Origin of the sequence: uncultured Sphaerotilus sp. (genome assembly GCF_963924895.1) — a bacterium.
Taxonomy (GTDB): domain Bacteria; phylum Pseudomonadota; class Gammaproteobacteria; order Burkholderiales; family Burkholderiaceae_C; genus Sphaerotilus.
On the sequence record NZ_CAWURG010000012.1, the window covers coordinates 68,827 to 86,077 of the forward strand.

Sequence of the window (17,251 nt, forward strand, 5' to 3'; positions counted from 1 at the left end):
CGCCCCGGGCTGTGGCTTCAGAATCCGAGCCGTTGCCCGCCATCGGCGGCCCACGATTTTCAAGGAGTTTTCCGGATGATGAACCGACGCCAGATCCTCGCCACTGCCGCCGTCGCGGCCCTGACTGCCCCACTCGCGGTGCAGGCGCAGGGCTTTCCTGCCAGGCCCGTCAAGGTGATCGTGCCATTCGCACCCGGCGGTACCACGGACATCATCGCCCGCATCATTGCCGAGAAGATCGGCCCGGCGCTGGGCCAGTCGCTGATCGTCGAGAACAAGGCCGGTGGCGGCGGCATCATCGGCGCCAACGAACTGGCCAAGGCCGCGCCCGACGGCTACACGCTGGGCATGGCCACGGTGTCGACGGTGGCGGCCAACCCGGCCATCAACCCGAAGACCCCGTACAACCCGCTCACCGACTTCACGCCGATCATCAACATCGCGGCCACGCCGAACGTGATCGCCGTGCACCCGAGCTTTCTGGCGCGCGACTACAAGACCTTTGTCGAAGTGCTGAAGAAGAGCCCGGGCCGCTACAGCTACGCCACCTCGGGCACCGGCGGCATCGGCCACCTGCAGATGGAGCTGTACAAGAATCTGTCGGGGGTCTTCATCACCCACATCCCCTACCGTGGCGCTGGCCCGGCACTCAACGACACGGTGGCCGGCCAGGTGCCGATGATCTTCGACAACATGCCCTCGGCGCTGCCCTTCATCAAGGACGGCCGGCTGATTCCCATCGTCGTGGCCGCGCCGCAGCGGCTGGCCGTGCTGCCGGAGGTGCCGACCTTCAAGGAAGTCGGGCTGGAGCCGGTGAACCGCATGGCCTTCTATGGCTTCGTCGCGCCCAAGGGCACGCCGCGCGACGTCGTGGACAAGATCGGCGCGGCCGTGCGCAAGACGCTGGAGGATCCGGTCGTGAAGAAGCGCATCGAGGAGACCGGTTCGGTGATCGTGGCGAACACGCCCGAGCAGTTCACCGCGCAGATCAAGGCCGAGTTCGAGGTCTACAAGAAGGTGGTCGAGGTGCAGAAGCTGCGTCTGGACTGATCATCGGGCGCCAGACGAAAAAAAGCCGGTCGCTGGGACCGGCTTTTTCATGCGCCCCCGGGGAGGGGGCATCGACCGGAGTCGATCAGAAGTTGTGGCGCAGACCGACGGCCAGCGAGCTGAAGTCGCCGCCGTACACGGCAGCGGCGCCGTCGTTGAAGCGCGTGTAGTAGGTGTAGACCTTGGTGCGCTTGCTCAGGTTGTAGTTGTAGCCGATGGTGGCCTGGGTGGCCTTGCTGTTGGCGATCGAGCCGATCTTGCCAGCGACGCCGACGTTGGCGTGGAACTCCGACGCACCCATCGTGTACATGCCAGCCAGACGCAGGTTGTTGCGGCTGCCAGCGGCGATGCCGTTGGTGTCGCGCTGCACGTAGGTGCCCAGCGTGAAGGCGCCGATGTCATACATGGCACGCAGGGCGACCTGCTTCTGGTCGCCTTGCTTGTTGTAGCCGGCGCCCAGCTTCAGCGCGCCCAGCTCGTAGTTGGCGGCCAGGTCATAGGTGCGCTTGGTCGTCGACGAACCTTCGGCTGCCGAAGCTTCGAGGGTCAGGTTCTTGACGAACGTCGGGGCGCGGTAGGCCACCTTGTTCACGTCGCTGCCGAAGTAGGCATACAGACGGTCGGCGGAGGTGCCGGTGTCATGGTTGTGCATGCTGACCCAGTCGCCGGTGGCGAGTTGGGCTTCGCTGCTGAAGTTGCCGATGCGGACCATGCCGAAGTTGCTCGACAGATAGGCTTCGGACTGGCGGCCCCAGAAAGTGGCAGCGCCAGCGCCGGTCGTCGGGTCGAAGCCGTGCTCGAGGATGAAGCCGGCCTTGAGACCGCCACCCAGGTCTTCTTCGCCCTTCAGGCCGAGACGCGAGCTGTTGTTCGAAAGGTCGTAGACCGCCTTGGCGGAGCCGATCTTCTGGCGCTCGGCGGTCACGTTCAGACGGCCGTACAGCGTCACGGTGCTTTGAGCGAATGCTGCGCCGGAGGCCAGGGTTGCCAGCACGGCGAGTGCGATGGTGCGCTTGATCATGTGTAACGTCCTAGAAGTTTGAATTTCGGGATCCACGGCTTGTCACGAATGGCGCCGGTTCCGTTTCATTCTAGGAGCTAATTTCAGCGATAACCCTGGTTCGACCCTGCTGCGGTCAGTGCGCAACGGCTGAAATGTTGGTTTCAAACAACACGGCACAAGCGCTGTGCAGCCCGTGCCTCGGGTCTGTGCGTGATGCACCACACAGGTCAGCGACCCCGCTGGTAGGCCGGTGTCTCCAGCCGTTTGGCGAGTGTCGAAAGTACCAGCGTCAGCACCAGGTAAATGGCAGAAATGGCCAGATAGGGCTCCCAGTAGCGGGAGTACGCCCCGGCCACCGTGCGGGCGGCGAGCGCCAGTTCGGCCAGTCCGATGGCCGAGACCAGCGAGGAGTCCTTGATCAGCGTGATGCCCTCGTTGACCAGCGCCGGCACCATGCGGCGGAAGGCCTGCGGCAGGATGACGAAGCGCATGCTCTGCGCGTGGGTCAGGCCCAGCGAGTAGCCGGCCTGTGTCTGGCCGAGGTGGATGCTCTGGATGCCGGCGCGGAAGATCTCGGAGATGTAGGCGCCGGCGTTCAGGCTCAGCGCGAGGCAGCCCGAGAAGAAGGCGCCATGCTCCTGGCGGAAGGTGCGCGCGGCGTCGCCGCTGAGCAGCCAGCCGCTGTCGGGGTGGATCAGCGCGGGCATCAGCGCGAAGTGCACCAGCAGGATCTGCACGAACAGCGGCGTGCCGCGGAAGAAGGTCACATAGGCCGTGGTGATAGCCCGCAAGCCCTTCAGCGTCCAGGACCAGGCGAGCGAACGCGGCGGCGGCGCATTGACCGAACTGCTGATCAGCCCGAACGTGATGCCGAGTGCGAGGCCCGCGACGATGGCCACCAGCGTCAGCTCGATGGTGGTGATCACGCCTTCGGCGAATAGCGGCCCGTAACCAGCCAGAATGTCCCAGCGCAAGTCCATCATGGTGTTGGTCTAGTCGGTCGAGTTGGTTGACGGTGTCGAATCCAGGGATTCCTGCTTCGTGCTGTGCGAGTTTACGCGGGGGCTCCGGGGAGTTTCCGGGTACAGCCGCTGAAAAGCGCCGGGGCGCTGCAGAATGGGTTGTACGACCACCCAGGAGATCAGGTACCGATGCAAGCAGGAGCGACCACCAACGGACTGGAAGATGCGGCCGACCGGGATGCGCTGGCCGCAGCGCTGGAAGAACGCTCCCGCCAGCTGGATGCCCGCCTGCGCGAGACCCGTTGCCTGTTCGAGGTGAGCGCGTCGCTGGGCGACTTCTCGCTGAGCTATACCCAGGCCGCGCAGGTGGTGGTGCTCTGCCTGCCGCTGGCGTTCGCGCGGCCGGAAACGGTGCAGACCTGCGTGACGCTGAGTGGCTGCCGGGCGGGGGACGAGGCCCCGGCCACCGGCTGGCGCCTGTCGGAACGGATCAGGATGGGCGGCACCAGCCTCGGCCGCATCGATCTGGCCTGCATCGACCCGGACACCGGGCTGCCCTGCGACCCGCTTCCCGATCCGGAGCTGCTGCTGGCGCTGGCGCGGGAGCTGGCGCGCTGGTTCGAACGCCGCACGGCGGCCGAGTTGCTGAGCCGCAGCGAGGCGCGTCTGCGCAGCGCGCAACGTGCCGCCGGCCTCGGCAGCTGGTGGGCGGACGCGGCCATGGACTGCATGCTGCCCTGCGAGAAGGCCTGCGAGATGTTCGGCATCGCGCCGGGCTCGGCGCTGGATTTCGAGCGCGCGATGACGCTGTTTGCGCCGCGTGACCAGGCCCGTCTGCGCCGGCACTGGCAGTCCGCGCTCGGCAGCGGGGCGCTGGACATCGAGGTCCGGCTGGACTGCGGTCCGCCCGAGCGCTGGTTGCAGCTCAATGCGGAGATGGTCCGCGACGAACGCGGACGCACGGTCGAGATCAACGGCATCGTGCGCGACATCAGCGAGCGCAAGCGCGAGGAAGAGCGCATGCGCCTGTCCGCCCGCATCTTCGATTCGGCGAGCGAGTCCATCGTCGTCACCGACGCGCAGAACCGCATCGTCGCCATCAACGCCGCCTACACCCGCACCAGCGGCTACGAGGCCCACGAGGTGATGGGCCGCAACCCGGGCCTGCTGGACGCCGGGCGACTGAACCCCGCCTTCTATGCGCGCATGTGGAGCGACCTGCGCGAGGCCGACACCTTCCAGGGCGAGTTCTGGAACCGCGCCAAGGACGGACGCATCTATCCGCTGCTGCAGACCGTCACGGCGCTGCGCGATGCCGACGGCGACATCACCCACTACGTCGGCATCGGCGCCGACCTGTCGCGGCTGCGCCAGGCCGAGGAGCGCACCGACTACCTCAGCCGCCACGACGAGCTGACCGATCTGCCGAACCGGCAGGCCATCGGCGTGCGGCTGCAGCAGGCGATCTCGGCCCGACCGTCGCCCCAGGCGCCCAACGTCCAGGCGGCGGTGCTGGTGCTCGGGCTGGACGGGTTCAAGTCCATCAACGACTCGATGGGCCACGCGGCCGGGGATGCCGTGCTGGTCGAGACGGCGGCCCGTCTGCGGCCGCTGATTCGCCAGGGCCTGTTCGTCGGGCGCCTGGGGGGCGACGAGTTCGTCGTGCTGCTGGAGCGCATCGGGCGGGACCAGTGCGTGGAGCGGGTGCGGGACCTGCTGGCCACGCTGTCGGCGCCGCTGTCGATCCAGGGCCACGAGCTGACGGTGACCGTGTCGGCCGGCATCAGCCTGTTTCCGGGCGACGGCCAGGCCAGCGACGTGCTGCTGCGCAACGCCGAGAGTGCGCTCAACGGTGCCAAGGACGACGGCCGCAACACCTGGCGCTTCTACGATCCGCAGATGAACCAGGCCTCGCTGGAACGGCTGATCCTGGTGTCGGCGCTGCGGCGCGGTGTGGCGGCCGGCGAGCTGCGGGCCTGGTACCAGCCCAAGCTCGACCTGCCGACGCGCACGGTGATCGGCGCCGAGGCGCTGGTGCGCTGGAAACACCCGGACCAGGGCTGGATCCAGCCGGCGCGTTTCATCCCGGTGGCCGAGCAGAGCGACCTGATCGTGGTGATCGGCGAGTGGATGCTGCACGAGGTGGCGGCGCAGATCGCGCGCTGGCACGCACAGGGACTGGGCTGGCTGCCGGTGGCGGTGAACCTGGGCGCGCGGCATTTCAGCGATCCGGGCCTGCCGGCGCTGCTGCGCCACTTGCGCGCGGAGCATGCGCTGCCGCCGAACGTGCTGGAGCTGGAGATCACCGAGTCGACCCTGATGGACGCCGGTGGCGAGCCGGGGGCGCTGCTCGGCGAACTGCGGCGCACGGGGGTGACGCTGTCGATCGACGACTTCGGCACGGGCTATTCCAGCCTGTCCTACCTCAAGCACCTGCCGGTGGACGTGCTCAAGATCGACCGCAGCTTCGTCAACAGCATCGAGCGTGACGGCCGCGACCTGAGCATCGCCGGCACCATCATCGCGCTGGCCCACGGCCTCGGGCTGAAGGTGGTCGCCGAGGGGGTGGAAACCGAGGGCCAGTGCGGCTTGCTGGCGGACCTCGGTTGCGACCAGGGGCAGGGCTTCCTGTTTGCCCGCCCGATGCCTGCCGCCGAGTTCGAGCTGTGGCGGCAGTCCTGGGGCGTGCCGCTGCTTACTTGACGACGGCGGCGGCCGGTGCCGCGCCGAAGTACTGGGCGTAGATCTTGGCGTAGGTGCCGTCGGCCTTGATGTCGGCCAGGCCCTTGTTGACCTTCTCCAGCAGCTCGACGTTGCCCTTGTTGACGGCCAGGCCGTACTGCTCGGGGGTGAACGCGGTGTCGCTGACGGTCTTGAACGTCGCGCCGGCATTGTTCGTCACGTAGTGGATCACGACCCCGTTGTCGGCCACGACCGCGTCCACGCCGCTGGCTTCGAGTTCCTTCAGCGCCAGCGGCGTCGATTCGAAACGCTTGATGGACGTGCTGGTCTTGCCGAGCAGCTTGCTGACGACCTCGTCGCCGGTGGTGCCGGTCTGCACGCCGACCTTGAGCTTCTTCAGGTCGTCGAACCTGGTGATCTTCGAGGTGGCCTTGACCGCGATGAGCTGCTGCGCGTCGAAGTAGGGCGCCGAGAAGTCCATCGTCTGCTTGCGCTCGTCGGTGATCGTGATCGCCGAGACCAGCAGGTCGCGGTCGCCTTGGGTGAGGTTGTTGAAGATGCCTTCCCACGGCGTGTTGACGAACTTGACCTCGATGCCGGCCTTCTTCGCCACGGCCGAGACGACGTCGATGTCGAAGCCGACGATCTCGCCCTTCTCGTTCTGCGACTCGAACGGGGCGTAGGCGGCGTCCGTGCCGACGACGTAGACCTTGGCGGCTGGCGGGGGCGCTGCGGCAGTCGATGCGGCCGGCGCGGCCGGGGCGGGGGCTTCCTGCTTGCCACAGGCGGCCAGCACCAGACCGGCGATCAGCAGGCTGGAGGTTTTCAGGAAGCGGCGGGTGGTCCGGGAATGCGTCATGGGTATCCTGATGAACTTGGAAGTCGGAGAATCAGCGAATGCCTTCAACAGGCGCAGACTTGTCAGTTTAAGGGGCCTTTGCACCCTGATTCCGGCGGTTTGCCCGAGTTGCTGCGCGACTTGATCCGCCGCAGTACCGCTGTCTGTTCCACCCTGTCGCCGAGGTGACGATGTTGCTCGATCCCCAAGCCCGTGCCCTGATGGACCTCGTCGCCGCGCGCGGCGTGCCACCCACCCACCTGCTGACGCCCGAGGAGGCGCGCCGCTTCTTCCGCGAGCGTCGCTTCTTCACGCAGCCCGATCCACCCGCGGTGTCGCTGGTGCAGGAGCTGGTGGCCAGCGGGCCGCATGGCGACATTCCGCTGCGGCTGATCCGCCCGGCCGGTGCAGCGCCGCAGGCCGTGCTGCCGGTGCTGGTCTACTACCACGGCGGTGGCTGGACCATCGGCGACCGCGACACGCACGACACGCTGTGCCGCCAGCTGGCCAATGGGGCGGGCTGCGCGGTGGTGTCGGTCGATTACCGCATGGGGCCGGAGCACCGGTTTCCGGCCGCGGTCGACGACACGCTGGCCGCCACCCGCTGGGTGCATGCGCACGCGGGCGAACTGGCACTCGACGTGACCCGGCTGGCCATCGGTGGCGACAGCGCGGGCGGCAACTTGGCGGCGGTGGTGGCGCTGGCGGCGCGCGATGCGGGCGATCTGCCGATCGCCTTCCAGCTGCTGGTCTACCCGGCGACCGACATGCGCGCCGTGGCACCCTCGCACACGGCCTGTGCCCAGGGCTACATGCTGACCGCCGACTCGATCGCCTACTACCGCGGCCACTACATGCCGGATCCCGGGCAGTGGAGCGACTGGCGCGCCTCGCCGCTGCTGCGCGAGGACCTGCAGAACCTGCCGCCAGCGCTGGTCCTCACCGCCGGCTTCGACCCGCTGCGCGACGAGGGCCGCCAGTACGCCGACCGCCTGAGTGCGGCCGGCAACCGGGTGCAGTACCTCTGCTTCGAGCGCCAGATCCACGGCTTCATCACCATGGGCCGGGTGCTCGACGAGGCGAACACGGCGGTGGACCTCTGCGCCGGGGTCCTGCGCCGTGCCCTGACGGCCTGACCTTCCGGTTTCACTGGACCGTCGGCGACCCCGGCACGTGCGCAGCGGCGGACAGGAACAGCTCCGCCGCATCGACCGGGTCGAAGGTCTGGCGCTGGCCGCAGAACTCGCAGGTCACCTCCACCTGCCCCTGCTCGGCCAGCACGCTCTCGATTTCCTCGCGGCCCAGGCTGACCAGCATCCGCCCGACCCGCTCGCGCGAGCAGGTGCAGGCGAAGCGCGGCGTCATCGGCTCGAACAGGCGCAGCTCCTCTTCCCAGAACAGGCGGTGCAGGATGGTGGGCGTGTCCAGCGTCAGCAGCTCTTCCTGCGTCAGCGTGGCGGCGAAATGGGCGATGCGGTTGAAGGCTTCGTTCAGTCCGATCTCGTCCTCGTTGCTGCGGCCGCCGAGGTTGCCTTCGCCCTCGATCGGCAGGCGCTGGATCAGCAGACCGGCCGCGACGTGGTCGTCGGCGGCCAGCACCAGCCGGGTGTCGAGCTGCTCGGACTGCAGCATGTAGTGCTCCAGCACCTCGGAGAGGTTCTGCAGCGGCTCGCCCCGGTCGCCGTGCAGCGGCACCACGCCCTGGTAGGACTGCTGGCCGGGCTGGCGGTCCTTGGGGTCGAGCGTGATGGCGCAGCGGCCGCGGCCGTGCACGTTCAGCAGCGCTTCGAGCCGGGCATTTTCCGGGATCTCGCCCGTGATCTGTGCCGTCGCGCGCAGCGAGAGGTCCGATTGCGCTTCGGCCACCGCCAGCGCCACCGGCCCGTCGCCCTGCATCTGCAGGATCAGCGAGCCGTTGAACTTGATGCCCGCCTGCATCAGCGCGGCGGCCGCGGTCATCTCGCCCAGCAGCTGCCGCACCGGGGCCGGATACCCACCGGACTGGGCCCGCCGGGCCAGGATGTCGGTCCACGCGCCGGTCAGCCGCACCAGCACGCCGCGCACCGGCAGGCCCTCGAAGATGAACTTGTGGAGTTCGCCGTTCTGGAGATCGCTGCTGCTCATCGGGTCACCTGCTTCAGGTCGCGCTGGTAGCGCTGGGCGTTGGCCACGTAGTGGGCGGCGCCCTGGGCGAACTGCGCCGCCTGTTCGGGCGTGAGCGTCTTCACCACCTTGGCGGGGCTGCCCAGGATCATCGAGTAGTCCGGGAATTCCTTGCCTTCGGTGACGAGGGCGCCCGCGCCGACGATGCTGTGGGCGCCGATCTTCGCGCCGTTGAGCACGATGGCGCCGATGCCGATCAGCGAGTGGTCGCCGATGGTGCAGCCGTGCAGCATGCACTGGTGGCCGACGGTGACGTTCTCACCGATCACCAGTTCGATGCCGTCGTCCGTGTGCAGCACGGTGTTGTCCTGCACATTGCTGCCGCGGCCGATGCGGATGTCGTCGGTGTCGCCGCGCACGACCACGCCGAACCAGACGCTGCTGTCCTCGGCCATGTGGACGCGGCCGATGAGCTGTGCGTTGTCGGCGACAAACGCCGTCGGGTGGATCTGCGGCGCATGTTCGCCGAGCTGAAAGATGGCCATTGCCACTCCTTGCCTTGCGGGAAAAGGGAGAAATTAGGGGGAAAATTCCAGGGATGGACTTACGACAACTGGCCCTTGAGGCCTTGTGCATCGCCGATCCGGTGCGCAAAGCATACGCCGTGCAGGCCCTCTGGGCGCAGGCGGAGACCTTGCCGCTCGACCCCGCCGCCGTGCTGGCCGAGCCCGCCGATCTGCCCGGCCGCCCTGCGCGGCCGGTGCTGGTGCGGGCGGACGGGGTGCCGCCGCGCTCGCCGTTCACGCTGGAGGGACGGGCCGCGCTGATGCACGCGATCGCGCACATCGAATTCAACGCGATCAACCTGGCCCTGGATGCTTGTTGGCGTTTCCCTGGCCTGCCGCCAGCGTATTACCTCGACTGGCTGCGCGTGGCCGCCGAGGAATCCACCCACCACCTGCTGGTGGCGGAGCACCTGGCCACGCTCGGCCACGTCTACGGCGATTTCGAGGCCCACGACGGCCTGTGGACCATGACGCGCAAGACCAGCGGGGACTTCGTGGCCCGCATGGCGCTGGTGCCGCGCACGCTGGAGGCGCGCGGGCTGGACGCCACGCCGCTGATCCAGACCAAGCTGCGCCGGGCGGGCGACCTGCGCGCGGTGGAGATCCTTGACGTCATCCTGCGCGACGAGGTCGGGCATGTGGCGATCGGCAACCACTGGTACCGCTGGGCCTGCGAACGCGCGGGGCTCGATCCGGTGGCGCATTACCGCGTGCTGGTGGCGCAGTACGAGGCGCCGCGGCTGCGTCCACCGTTCAACCGCGCGGCGCGCCTGCAGGCCGGCTTCAGCGAGGAGGAACTCGCCTACCTAGAAGGGCAACCCGCACCGCTGCCTTCGGCTCCCTGAAGCGGCGGCGCTGCGCGGCCGTCACCGTGCCGCGGATGCCGTGCTGGGTCGGCCGGGCAGGGGGTGCCGACAGCCGGTCTTTCAGCGCCAGGAAGTGGCGCTCGAACAGGTGCCACGACAGCCAGGCCACGCCGAAGGTGACCGTGGTCGCGCCCGCGAAATAGCCCAGCGCGACACCGAGATCCGCCGTGTGCACCTGGCCGGTCCAGCGCACCAGCAGTGGCTCGCCGACGAGGTCCTGCAGCGGTTTGTGGAAGACGTAGATCGCGTAGCTGTACTGCCCGAAGCGCCGCAGCACCGGCCAGCGCAGCACGGCGCTCCAGCGGCTGACACTGGCGCCGCGGCTGCGCGCCTGGTCGGTCAGCACGGCCCAGCCGGTGAGGGCCGCGAAGCTGAGTGCCAGCAGGCTGTAGCCCAGCACCTGCGGCAGGGCACCGATGCGCCGGAAGCCATGCGAGGCCACCGCCGCCGCCACGAGCAGCAGCAGGCCGAGCAGCTGCAGATGCCAGGCCCGCCAGCGGGTGGCGCCATGCAGCGCGCGGCCGTGGTCCCACGCGGCCAGCGCGGCGCCGGCGGTCAGCGCGTCCATGCGGCTGAAGGTGAATTCGTAGAGCGCCTCGTCCGGAAACCCCTGCCGGACCAGCAGCAGGCGCAGCAGCGGGCTCAGCGCCGTCAGTCCCAGGCACAGCCACCAGACGTGGCGCAGCCGCAGCTTCCACAGCAGCAGCGGCCAGACGAGGTAGAACTGCTCTTCCACCGCCAGCGACCAGAAGTGCGGCAGCGGGCCGCCCGTGGGCTCGAACGGCGTGGTCCAGTTCGACAGGTAGGCCCACAGCCACAGCGGGCTGTACTGCATCGACCGCTGCTCCACCCATCCGGTGGCTGGCAGCAGCACCAGGAACACCAGCAGCGCCAGGTAGTACAGCGGGAAGATCCGCAGCACCCGCTTGAGGAAGAAGCGCTCGAAGTAGTCCGGCTGGCCCTGCGTGACCAGCAGTCCGCGCGTGATCAGGTAGCCGCTGAGCACGAAGAACAGCTGCACGCCGATCCAGCCGATGTAGAAGAACTCCTTGACCAGCAACGGCCCGAGCGCATGCGCGCCGCCCAGGTCGAGCACGTCGAAGTTGTGCAGCAGCACCAGCAGGACGGCGATGCCGCGCAGGCCGTCGAGCGAGGGCAGGTGGGCGAGGTGGCCCGAGGCCGCAGGAGAGGGGGTGCGCGCAGTCACGGCGGCGATGCTGCCATGGGGATCTGCGGGCCGTTCCCGTAGGTCGGGCACGCCTGCCGGGTCAGCGTGAAAAAAGATGCTGTTCGCAGAACGGGTCGCCGCAGCGTCCGCAGTGGTGCCGCCAGCCGCCGGATGCGCGGGGCTGTGCGGAGGTCTGGCGCTGTGCGGCGGCCCACGCCGCACGGGCATTGGCCAGCCGCTGCGGCCCCTGTCCGCTGACCACCGAGAAGCCGATGCCCGCCCCCAGCAGCGCCCCGCGCAGCAGCGCATCGACCGGTTGCTGCACCTGCGGCCCGTCGCGCTGCAGGCCGTCGGCAACCCAGGGCAGGTCGAGCGCCATCAGCAGCGTGAGGTCGGCCTGGCGGTGGTCGGCCAGCGCCTGCGGGTAGAGCGTGGTGTCGCCGAACACGAGTTCGCTGTAGACCGCGGTCATGATCGCCGTCGTGTCGGCCACCACCACGTCGACCGGCAGCAGCCGGGCGTCGCGCGCGGCGGCGATGCGGCGGGTCTGCTCGGCGGCGATGGCGGCCTGCTCGTCCTGCCGGGGCGTGCGGCCACGCGCGTCGCAGAATGTGCGCAGGGTCTCGTCGATCTCCGCCACGACCAGCCCGTCGGCGCGCAGCGCGTCGGCCAGTTGCCGGGCCAGGGTGGACTTGCCCGTGCTTTCGGCCCCGACCAGCGCGATGATCCGCGCCGCCATCAGGGGTGGCTCACCTGCGTCCGCCAGGCCTTCCAACCCACCACCGACAGCACGATGAAGATCGCGTACAGCAGCACGGTCAGGTAGTAGCCCTTGTAGGCGAACAGCGTGACGCTGACGACGTTGACCACGATCCACGTCGGCCAGTTCTCGACGTACTTGCGGCCCAGCAGCCACTGGCCGACGAGGCTGAAGGCGGTGGGGAAGGCGTCCCAGTAGGGCACGTCGGTGTCGGTGTAGTGGTCCAGGAACCAGCCGATCGCCGGCCACAGCACGAAGCCCGCGGCCACCACCGGCAGCCGCTGCGCCGCGCTCAGGTGGCGCACCACCAGCGGGGCGCCGTCGTCGCTGCCGCGCAGCCATTGCCACCAGCCCCAGGCGCCAACGACGGCGAAGAAGATCTGCAGCGAGGCGTCGCCGTAGAGCTTGCCACTCCAGAACAGCCCGAAGTAGAGCAGCGAGGCCACGATCGCCAGCGGCCATGCGACCGGCCGCACGCGCATGTTGGCGAAGACCATCGCGATCGACAGCACGAAGGCGATCAGCTCCAGCCAGGTGAAGGGCGCGTCCCACAGCGTGAACGCGGGAATGAGGATGGGTTGCAGGGCGGCGGTGATGGCGTCCATCGGCGGAGTCTTTCGCGGCAGTCCGGACGGGCCGGGGGTGTCAGAGTGTGACCAATCGACGATCATGGCACGCCATGCACCCCGATGCCATCCGCCGAATCCCGCCGATCCACTGCCTCGCCGCCTTCGAATCGCTGGCCCGGCTGCGCAGTGTCACGCGCACCGCGGACGAACTCAGCGTCACGCCCAGCGCCGTCAGCCACCGCCTGCGCCAGCTCGAATCCCAGCTCGGCGTGAAGCTCTTCGCCCGCGCGGATTTCAGCCTGACGCCGGAAGGCGCGACCTACCTGGCCCGGGTGCGCGAAGGGCTGCTGGCGCTGCAGCAGGTGCCCGGCGCGGTGGTCGAGCGGCGCAGCACGCCCTTGCGCGTGGCGGTGACGCCGACCTTCTCGCGCGAGATCCTGCTGCCGCGGCTGGCGCTGTTCCGCCAGGCGTGGCCGGAGATCGAGCTGGTGCTGCAGGTGGTGATTCCCTTCACCAACGTCACCTCCGAGGAGGCCGACCTGGAGATCCGCTACGGCCCCGGCCCCTACGCGGATGTCGAGCAGGTGCGCCTGCTGAGCGACGAGGTTTTTCCGGCCTGCAGCCCGCAGTACCTGCACGAGGTCGGCCCGCTCGGCACCTTCGACACTGCCGGCGACATCGGCCGCGTGCGCCTGATCCGCAGCCCGCTGGAGCCGTGGAGCACCTGGTTCCGCGCCTGCGGGCTGGACCTGCCGGAGCCGCGACAAGGGGCGCAGTTCAACGACGTCGGGCTGATGCTGGACGCCGCGGCCTGCGGTTTCGGCGTGACGCTGTTGCGGCGGCGGCTGGGCGCGGCCTGGCTGGACAGCGGGCGGCTGGTGCGCCTGTCGCCGCGGGCGGTGGCTTCGCCGCAACACCACCACTTGTGCTGGCAGCCGGGGGCGATGGAGCGCTGGGAGTGCGCGGCGTTCGCGGACTGGCTGCGGCAGGCCCTGGGCAGTTGAGTGCGTGGCCGAAAGTCACATGCGCCCCGAGGGGCGGTTGATCTGATCGACCTGGCTCGTTAGTCTGATTTCAGGCAACGCAGCGGACGGGGAGGTCAGCAGCATGGACCGGCCAGCTTGGGGCATGGGGGGTGTGGTGGCACTGGCGCTGCTCAGTACGCTCGTGCTGGTGCTGGCGTCCTGCGGGGGAGGTGATGGCGGCAGCGGCTCGCCCGGCGGCCCGACCCGCACCTACCTGAGCGCAGCGGCGGCCGACCCGGATGGCGACACCCTGCACTACCAGTGGCGCGTCACCGCCGGCACCATCCAGAACGCCGATGCGCCGCAGGTCGTCTGGACCATGCCCGACGGCCCCGGCGTGCATTTCGCCTACGTCACCGTCACCGATGGCCGCGGCGGCCACACGGTGCAGCAGTACGCCGTGGCCACCGACGCGCTGCAGATCCCGGCCCCGACACCCGCTGCCCGCCAGTTCACGGCACCCGCCGTGCCCGACACCACCGGCGCCACGGCCCGCGTCACGGTCGATGCCGGATCCCCGGAGTTCCAGCCACCCGTCGGCAGCGCCGCGCCCGCAGCCACCCGCACCGTCTACCGGCCCGACGTGCTGGTCGAGGCCGTGCAACAGGCGGATCCGGCCGTGCGCGCCAGCGCCACCACCGACTGGCGCGGTCAGGCGGCGCTGCCAAAACTCGCTGCAGGCACCTACGATCTGAGCTGCACGGCAGCCCACGATCTCGTGAAGCGGGCCTGCGGCACGCTGCCGGTCGGTGTTGAATCCCCGATGGTCAACACCCATGCCCTCGACCTCAGCGCGGCGCAGAACCTGCGGCTGCACGGCCACATCGCGCTGGCGGACGGCCGGGTCTGCGGCTGGCGCGACGGCTTCGCGGGCATCGAGGACGCGGCGACCGTGCAGCTGCTGCGCGCCGATGGCTCGGCGGTGACCCGGCCGCTGCGGGTCAACGCCTACGGGGACTACGCGCTGGATGCCCCCGTGGGCGTGCACGAGGCGCTGACGCTGCAAGTGCGCTGCGGCCGGGACGAGGCGCGGCTGCCAGTGCCGGCCGACGCCGCAGGCTACGCCGCCGGGCGACCGGTCGAGCGCTCGTACACGCTGGCCAACCACGCACCGGCCATCACCCGCGTCATCGCCACCGGCCCGGACGGCAATGTGCGCGGCCAGATGGTCGTCCCGGAAACCGATGCCGCGTCGAACGCGCTGCCCGGCCCGGACCGCTTCCTGACCTACAAGGGCCTGGACACGCGCCAGAGCGCCTGCCGCTACTACCGCGCCATCGGCGCTGCAGCCGACTGCGACGCGCAGGGCCAGCCGACCGACGCGATTTCCTTCGACGACTGGAAGCGCGCCCGCCACCTGGCCCCCTACACCGCCGGCAATGCCGAGGTGCGTGCCACCTACATCAACCGCATCGACCTCAACCTCGTGCGACGCATGGTCGCCACGCAGTCGGCGGCCAACGATGTCGCCTTCTACGTCTGCAATCACCCCGGCCCGAGTGCGGCGGCGCCCACGGGGTCCGAGGTGGACGAGGTCATCGCCACCGCGCTGGCCGACGAGCGCCAGATCGCCTGCGTCGCGATGGACTGGTCGGTCACGCCGGGCACCAACGGCGACCGGCCCTACACGAAGTTCCTCACCTTCGGGCCGGACGGGCGCCTGCTGCTGTCGGTCAACCTCGACGGCCGCGGCGAGAAGTTCATGCCCGGCGCCTGCGTGGCCTGCCACGGCGGCGCGCAGTACGCCGGGCGGTTCCCGGCGCTCGGCAACCCGTCGCCGAACCTGGGGTCGAACTTCCTGCCTTTCGACACCGGCAACTACCTGTTCTCCAGCGTGCTCGACCTGACCGAGCCGGTGCAGGGCGCCGCGCTCAAGCGCCTCAACGAACTGGTGGTCGCCACCCAGCCGGCGAAGGCCACGGCCGCGCTGGTGCAGGGCTGGTATGCGTCCGGTGGCACGCAGCTCGACAAGGCCTATGTGCCTCCTGCCTGGACGGTCGCCGCCGGTCAGCCGCCCGAGGCGGCGGAGTTCTACCGCCGCGTCATCGGCACCTCCTGCCGCACCTGCCACGCCGCGATGCGCGACAGCTTCGACTGGGACAGCCAGCCGGCGGCGCTGCTCGGCCGCAGCCATGTCTGCGGGGGCGGCCCGAATCTGGAGCGCAGCAGCTCGATGGCCAATGCGCTCATCACCCACGACAACCTGATGCGCCGCGCCCAGGCGGATCCAACGCTGGCGGCCCTGATGCAGCGTTTCCTGGGCTGTGTCGGCGCTGCGGATGACCCGGTCTACCCGCGCCGCTGAACGGCCTCGATCAATGCCTGGAACCTGGAGTTCCCCGATGACCTGCCTGTCCCGTCGCCTTGCCCTGGATGTCCTTCGTGTCGCGGTGCTGGCTGCGGCGTGCGCGCTGGCTGCGTGCGGTCAGGTCGAGCCGGTCCGCGGAGCTGCCACGCCGGTGGGTGCGCCCCCGGTCAGCCCGGCCGCCAGTGACCGTGTCCGCGCCAACGAGACGCCGCCCGAGCCGATCCCCTTCACGGCGGCGGTCGACCGGGCCGGTGGCGGGCTGTTCACGCAGGCCAGCGCCTCGCTTGGCGCCGAGGCCCGCGAGATCGTCATCGACCCGCTGATCGACGCCGGGACCGGCGCGCGCACCACCGGCACGGAGCAGATGGGCGCCGACCTCGCCGCCAGCCTGCGCCGCCAGCAGCCGGGCTGGACCCTGCGCCCGCTCACCCGCGAGACGCTGGCGCGCAAACCGCTGCTGCTCATCGGCACGCTCACGCCCGTCAACACGAAGCCGGCCGTGGACACCGCGCCCGATGCCTACCGCATCTGGCTCACGCTGATCGACCTGCGCAGTGGCCGGGTCGTGGCCAAGAAGCTCGACCGCGCCACGCCCGACAGCGTCAACGCCGAGCCGCTGCCCTTCTACCGCGACAGCCCGACCTGGCACCGTGACAAGACCGTGGCCGCCTACATCAACTCCTGCCAGGTCAACACCCGCCTCGGCGATCCGGCCGACCCCGACTACCTCGCGCGGCTGCCGGCCGAGGCGGTGCTCAACGAGGCGGTGCTGGCCTATGGGGCCGGCAAGGTGCCGGAGGCGAACCGGCTGTATGGCGAGGCGGCGGGGCTCGCCGATCCGGGGGATCTGCGCGTGCTCAACGGGCTGTACCTGACGAGCTGGCGCCTGGGCCAGCGCGACCGGGCGGAGACGGCGTTCCGCCAGATCGTCGATGTCGGGCTCGACGCCAAGCGCCTGCCGATGAAGATCCTGTTCCAGCCGGGGCGCACCAGCTTCCTGACCGCCGCGGATCTGGCCAACCAGTACACCGTCTGGATGGAGGCGCTGGCCACGCAGGTCGGCGCGGCCAATGCCTGCGTCCGCATCGTCGGCCACAGCAGCCGCACCGGGCTGGCCAGCGCCAACGAGGTGCTGTCACGCCAGCGGGCACAGGCGGTGGAAAAGCTGCTCGTGCAGAAGAACCGGCGGCTCGCGGCGCGGCTCAGCTCGGACGGCGTGGGCTCGCGCGAGGCGCTGATCGGCATCGGGACCGATGACCAGCGGGATGCGCTGGATCGGCGGGTGGAGTTCAAGGTGGTGGAGTGCGGCTGAGCGGGCAGGGCGGGCAGGGCAGGCAGGGCGATCTGGTTC

At 69.6% G+C, this 17,251-nt stretch carries 15 protein-coding genes; 7 read left to right on the forward strand and 8 right to left on the reverse strand.

The window, feature by feature from the left end; all coding sequences use genetic code 11:
• The first annotated feature begins 78 nt into the window (after positions 1-78).
• Positions 79-1,050, forward strand: a complete 972-nt coding sequence (locus AABN02_RS04480; RefSeq protein ID WP_338413717.1) for a tripartite tricarboxylate transporter substrate binding protein BugE — start codon at positions 79-81, stop codon at positions 1,048-1,050.
• An 85-nt stretch (positions 1,051-1,135) separates the two neighbouring features.
• Here the strand turns inward: AABN02_RS04480 and AABN02_RS04485 are convergent, their stop codons facing one another.
• Positions 1,136-2,071 carry a porin gene (locus tag AABN02_RS04485; protein WP_338413718.1) on the reverse strand — a complete coding sequence of 312 codons (936 nt, stop codon included), beginning with the start codon at positions 2,069-2,071 and terminating at the stop codon, positions 1,136-1,138.
• Between the two features lie 209 nt (positions 2,072-2,280).
• Positions 2,281-3,033, reverse strand: a complete 753-nt coding sequence (locus tag AABN02_RS04490) for an amino acid ABC transporter permease (RefSeq protein WP_338413845.1) — start codon at positions 3,031-3,033, stop codon at positions 2,281-2,283.
• Between the two features lie 171 nt (positions 3,034-3,204).
• Here AABN02_RS04490 and AABN02_RS04495 point away from each other — a divergent pair, with 171 nt between their 5' ends.
• A complete protein-coding gene (locus AABN02_RS04495; protein ID WP_338413719.1) occupies positions 3,205-5,718 on the forward strand; it encodes an EAL domain-containing protein in 2,514 nt (837 codons plus the stop codon).
• Here AABN02_RS04495 and AABN02_RS04500 read toward each other — a convergent pair.
• Positions 5,711-6,556, reverse strand: coding sequence for a basic amino acid ABC transporter substrate-binding protein (locus AABN02_RS04500; RefSeq protein WP_338413720.1), 846 nt, complete (start codon positions 6,554-6,556; stop codon positions 5,711-5,713). The genes AABN02_RS04495 and AABN02_RS04500 overlap by 8 nt on opposite strands.
• A 173-nt stretch (positions 6,557-6,729) precedes the next feature.
• Between AABN02_RS04500 and AABN02_RS04505 the strand changes: the two genes are divergently transcribed.
• Entirely contained in the window at positions 6,730-7,671 is a 942-nt protein-coding gene (locus tag AABN02_RS04505; RefSeq protein WP_338413721.1) for an alpha/beta hydrolase, read from the forward strand.
• A 10-nt stretch (positions 7,672-7,681) separates the two neighbouring features.
• Here AABN02_RS04505 and AABN02_RS04510 read toward each other — a convergent pair whose 3' ends face one another.
• Together AABN02_RS04510 and AABN02_RS04515 are read right to left on the reverse strand one after the other, a co-directional pair.
• On the reverse strand, positions 7,682-8,659 hold the full coding sequence (locus AABN02_RS04510; RefSeq protein ID WP_338413722.1) for an Hsp33 family molecular chaperone HslO: 978 nt from the start codon (positions 8,657-8,659) through the stop codon (positions 7,682-7,684).
• Positions 8,656-9,183 carry a gamma carbonic anhydrase family protein gene (locus tag AABN02_RS04515; protein WP_338413723.1) on the reverse strand — a complete coding sequence of 176 codons (528 nt, stop codon included), beginning with the start codon at positions 9,181-9,183 and terminating at the stop codon, positions 8,656-8,658. Before AABN02_RS04515 ends, AABN02_RS04510 begins: the two co-directional genes overlap by 4 nt.
• Positions 9,184-9,236: 53 nt before the next feature.
• On the opposite strand from AABN02_RS04515, the gene AABN02_RS04520 reads away from it, so the two are divergent.
• Entirely contained in the window at positions 9,237-10,049 is an 813-nt protein-coding gene (locus AABN02_RS04520) for a ferritin-like domain-containing protein (RefSeq protein WP_338413724.1), read from the forward strand.
• Here the strand turns inward: AABN02_RS04520 and AABN02_RS04525 are convergent.
• The 3 genes from AABN02_RS04525 to pnuC form a co-directional block, all read right to left on the reverse strand.
• Positions 9,988-11,277, reverse strand: a complete 1,290-nt coding sequence (locus AABN02_RS04525) for an acyltransferase (protein ID WP_338413725.1) — start codon at positions 11,275-11,277, stop codon at positions 9,988-9,990. The two genes, AABN02_RS04520 and AABN02_RS04525, sit on opposite strands and share 62 nt — an antisense overlap.
• Positions 11,278-11,338: 61 nt before the next feature.
• A complete protein-coding gene (locus AABN02_RS04530; protein ID WP_338413726.1) occupies positions 11,339-11,977 on the reverse strand; it encodes an AAA family ATPase in 639 nt (212 codons plus the stop codon).
• On the reverse strand, positions 11,977-12,603 hold the full coding sequence (gene pnuC / locus AABN02_RS04535; protein ID WP_338413727.1) for a nicotinamide riboside transporter PnuC: 627 nt from the start codon (positions 12,601-12,603) through the stop codon (positions 11,977-11,979). The genes AABN02_RS04530 and pnuC overlap by 1 nt, the downstream gene beginning before the upstream one ends.
• Before the next feature lie 74 nt (positions 12,604-12,677).
• Between pnuC and AABN02_RS04540 the strand changes: the two genes are divergently transcribed.
• The 3 genes from AABN02_RS04540 (at position 12,678) to AABN02_RS04550 (ending at position 17,212) form a co-directional block, all read left to right on the forward strand.
• Entirely contained in the window at positions 12,678-13,571 is an 894-nt protein-coding gene (locus AABN02_RS04540) for a LysR substrate-binding domain-containing protein (protein WP_338413728.1), read from the forward strand.
• A gap of 103 nt (positions 13,572-13,674) precedes the next feature.
• On the forward strand, positions 13,675-15,897 hold the full coding sequence (locus AABN02_RS04545; protein WP_338413729.1) for a hypothetical protein: 2,223 nt from the start codon (positions 13,675-13,677) through the stop codon (positions 15,895-15,897).
• 37 nt (positions 15,898-15,934) lie between these two features.
• Positions 15,935-17,212, forward strand: coding sequence for an OmpA family protein (locus AABN02_RS04550; RefSeq protein ID WP_338413730.1), 1,278 nt, complete (start codon positions 15,935-15,937; stop codon positions 17,210-17,212).
• Positions 17,213-17,251 lie beyond the last annotated feature (39 nt).

Bases quoted from the DNA above. Each gene is read 5' to 3' on its own strand.
- AABN02_RS04490 (WP_338413845.1), bottom strand. From the start codon at position 3,033: ATGGACTTGCGCTGGGACATTCTGGCTGGTTACGGGCCGCTATTCGCC.
- AABN02_RS04515 (WP_338413723.1), bottom strand. From the start codon at position 9,183: ATGGCCATCTTTCAGCTCGGCGAACATGCGCCGCAGATCCACCCGACG.
- AABN02_RS04540 (WP_338413728.1), top strand. From the start codon at position 12,678: ATGCACCCCGATGCCATCCGCCGAATCCCGCCGATCCACTGCCTCGCC.
- AABN02_RS04510 (WP_338413722.1), bottom strand. From the start codon at position 8,659: ATGAGCAGCAGCGATCTCCAGAACGGCGAACTCCACAAGTTCATCTTC.
- AABN02_RS04480 (WP_338413717.1), top strand. From the start codon at position 79: ATGAACCGACGCCAGATCCTCGCCACTGCCGCCGTCGCGGCCCTGACT.
- AABN02_RS04550 (WP_338413730.1), top strand. From the start codon at position 15,935: ATGACCTGCCTGTCCCGTCGCCTTGCCCTGGATGTCCTTCGTGTCGCG.
- AABN02_RS04495 (WP_338413719.1), top strand. From the start codon at position 3,205: ATGCAAGCAGGAGCGACCACCAACGGACTGGAAGATGCGGCCGACCGG.
- AABN02_RS04520 (WP_338413724.1), top strand. From the start codon at position 9,237: ATGGACTTACGACAACTGGCCCTTGAGGCCTTGTGCATCGCCGATCCG.
- AABN02_RS04500 (WP_338413720.1), bottom strand. From the start codon at position 6,556: ATGACGCATTCCCGGACCACCCGCCGCTTCCTGAAAACCTCCAGCCTG.
- AABN02_RS04545 (WP_338413729.1), top strand. From the start codon at position 13,675: ATGGACCGGCCAGCTTGGGGCATGGGGGGTGTGGTGGCACTGGCGCTG.
- AABN02_RS04530 (WP_338413726.1), bottom strand. From the start codon at position 11,977: ATGGCGGCGCGGATCATCGCGCTGGTCGGGGCCGAAAGCACGGGCAAG.
- AABN02_RS04485 (WP_338413718.1), bottom strand. From the start codon at position 2,071: ATGATCAAGCGCACCATCGCACTCGCCGTGCTGGCAACCCTGGCCTCC.
- pnuC (WP_338413727.1), bottom strand. From the start codon at position 12,603: ATGGACGCCATCACCGCCGCCCTGCAACCCATCCTCATTCCCGCGTTC.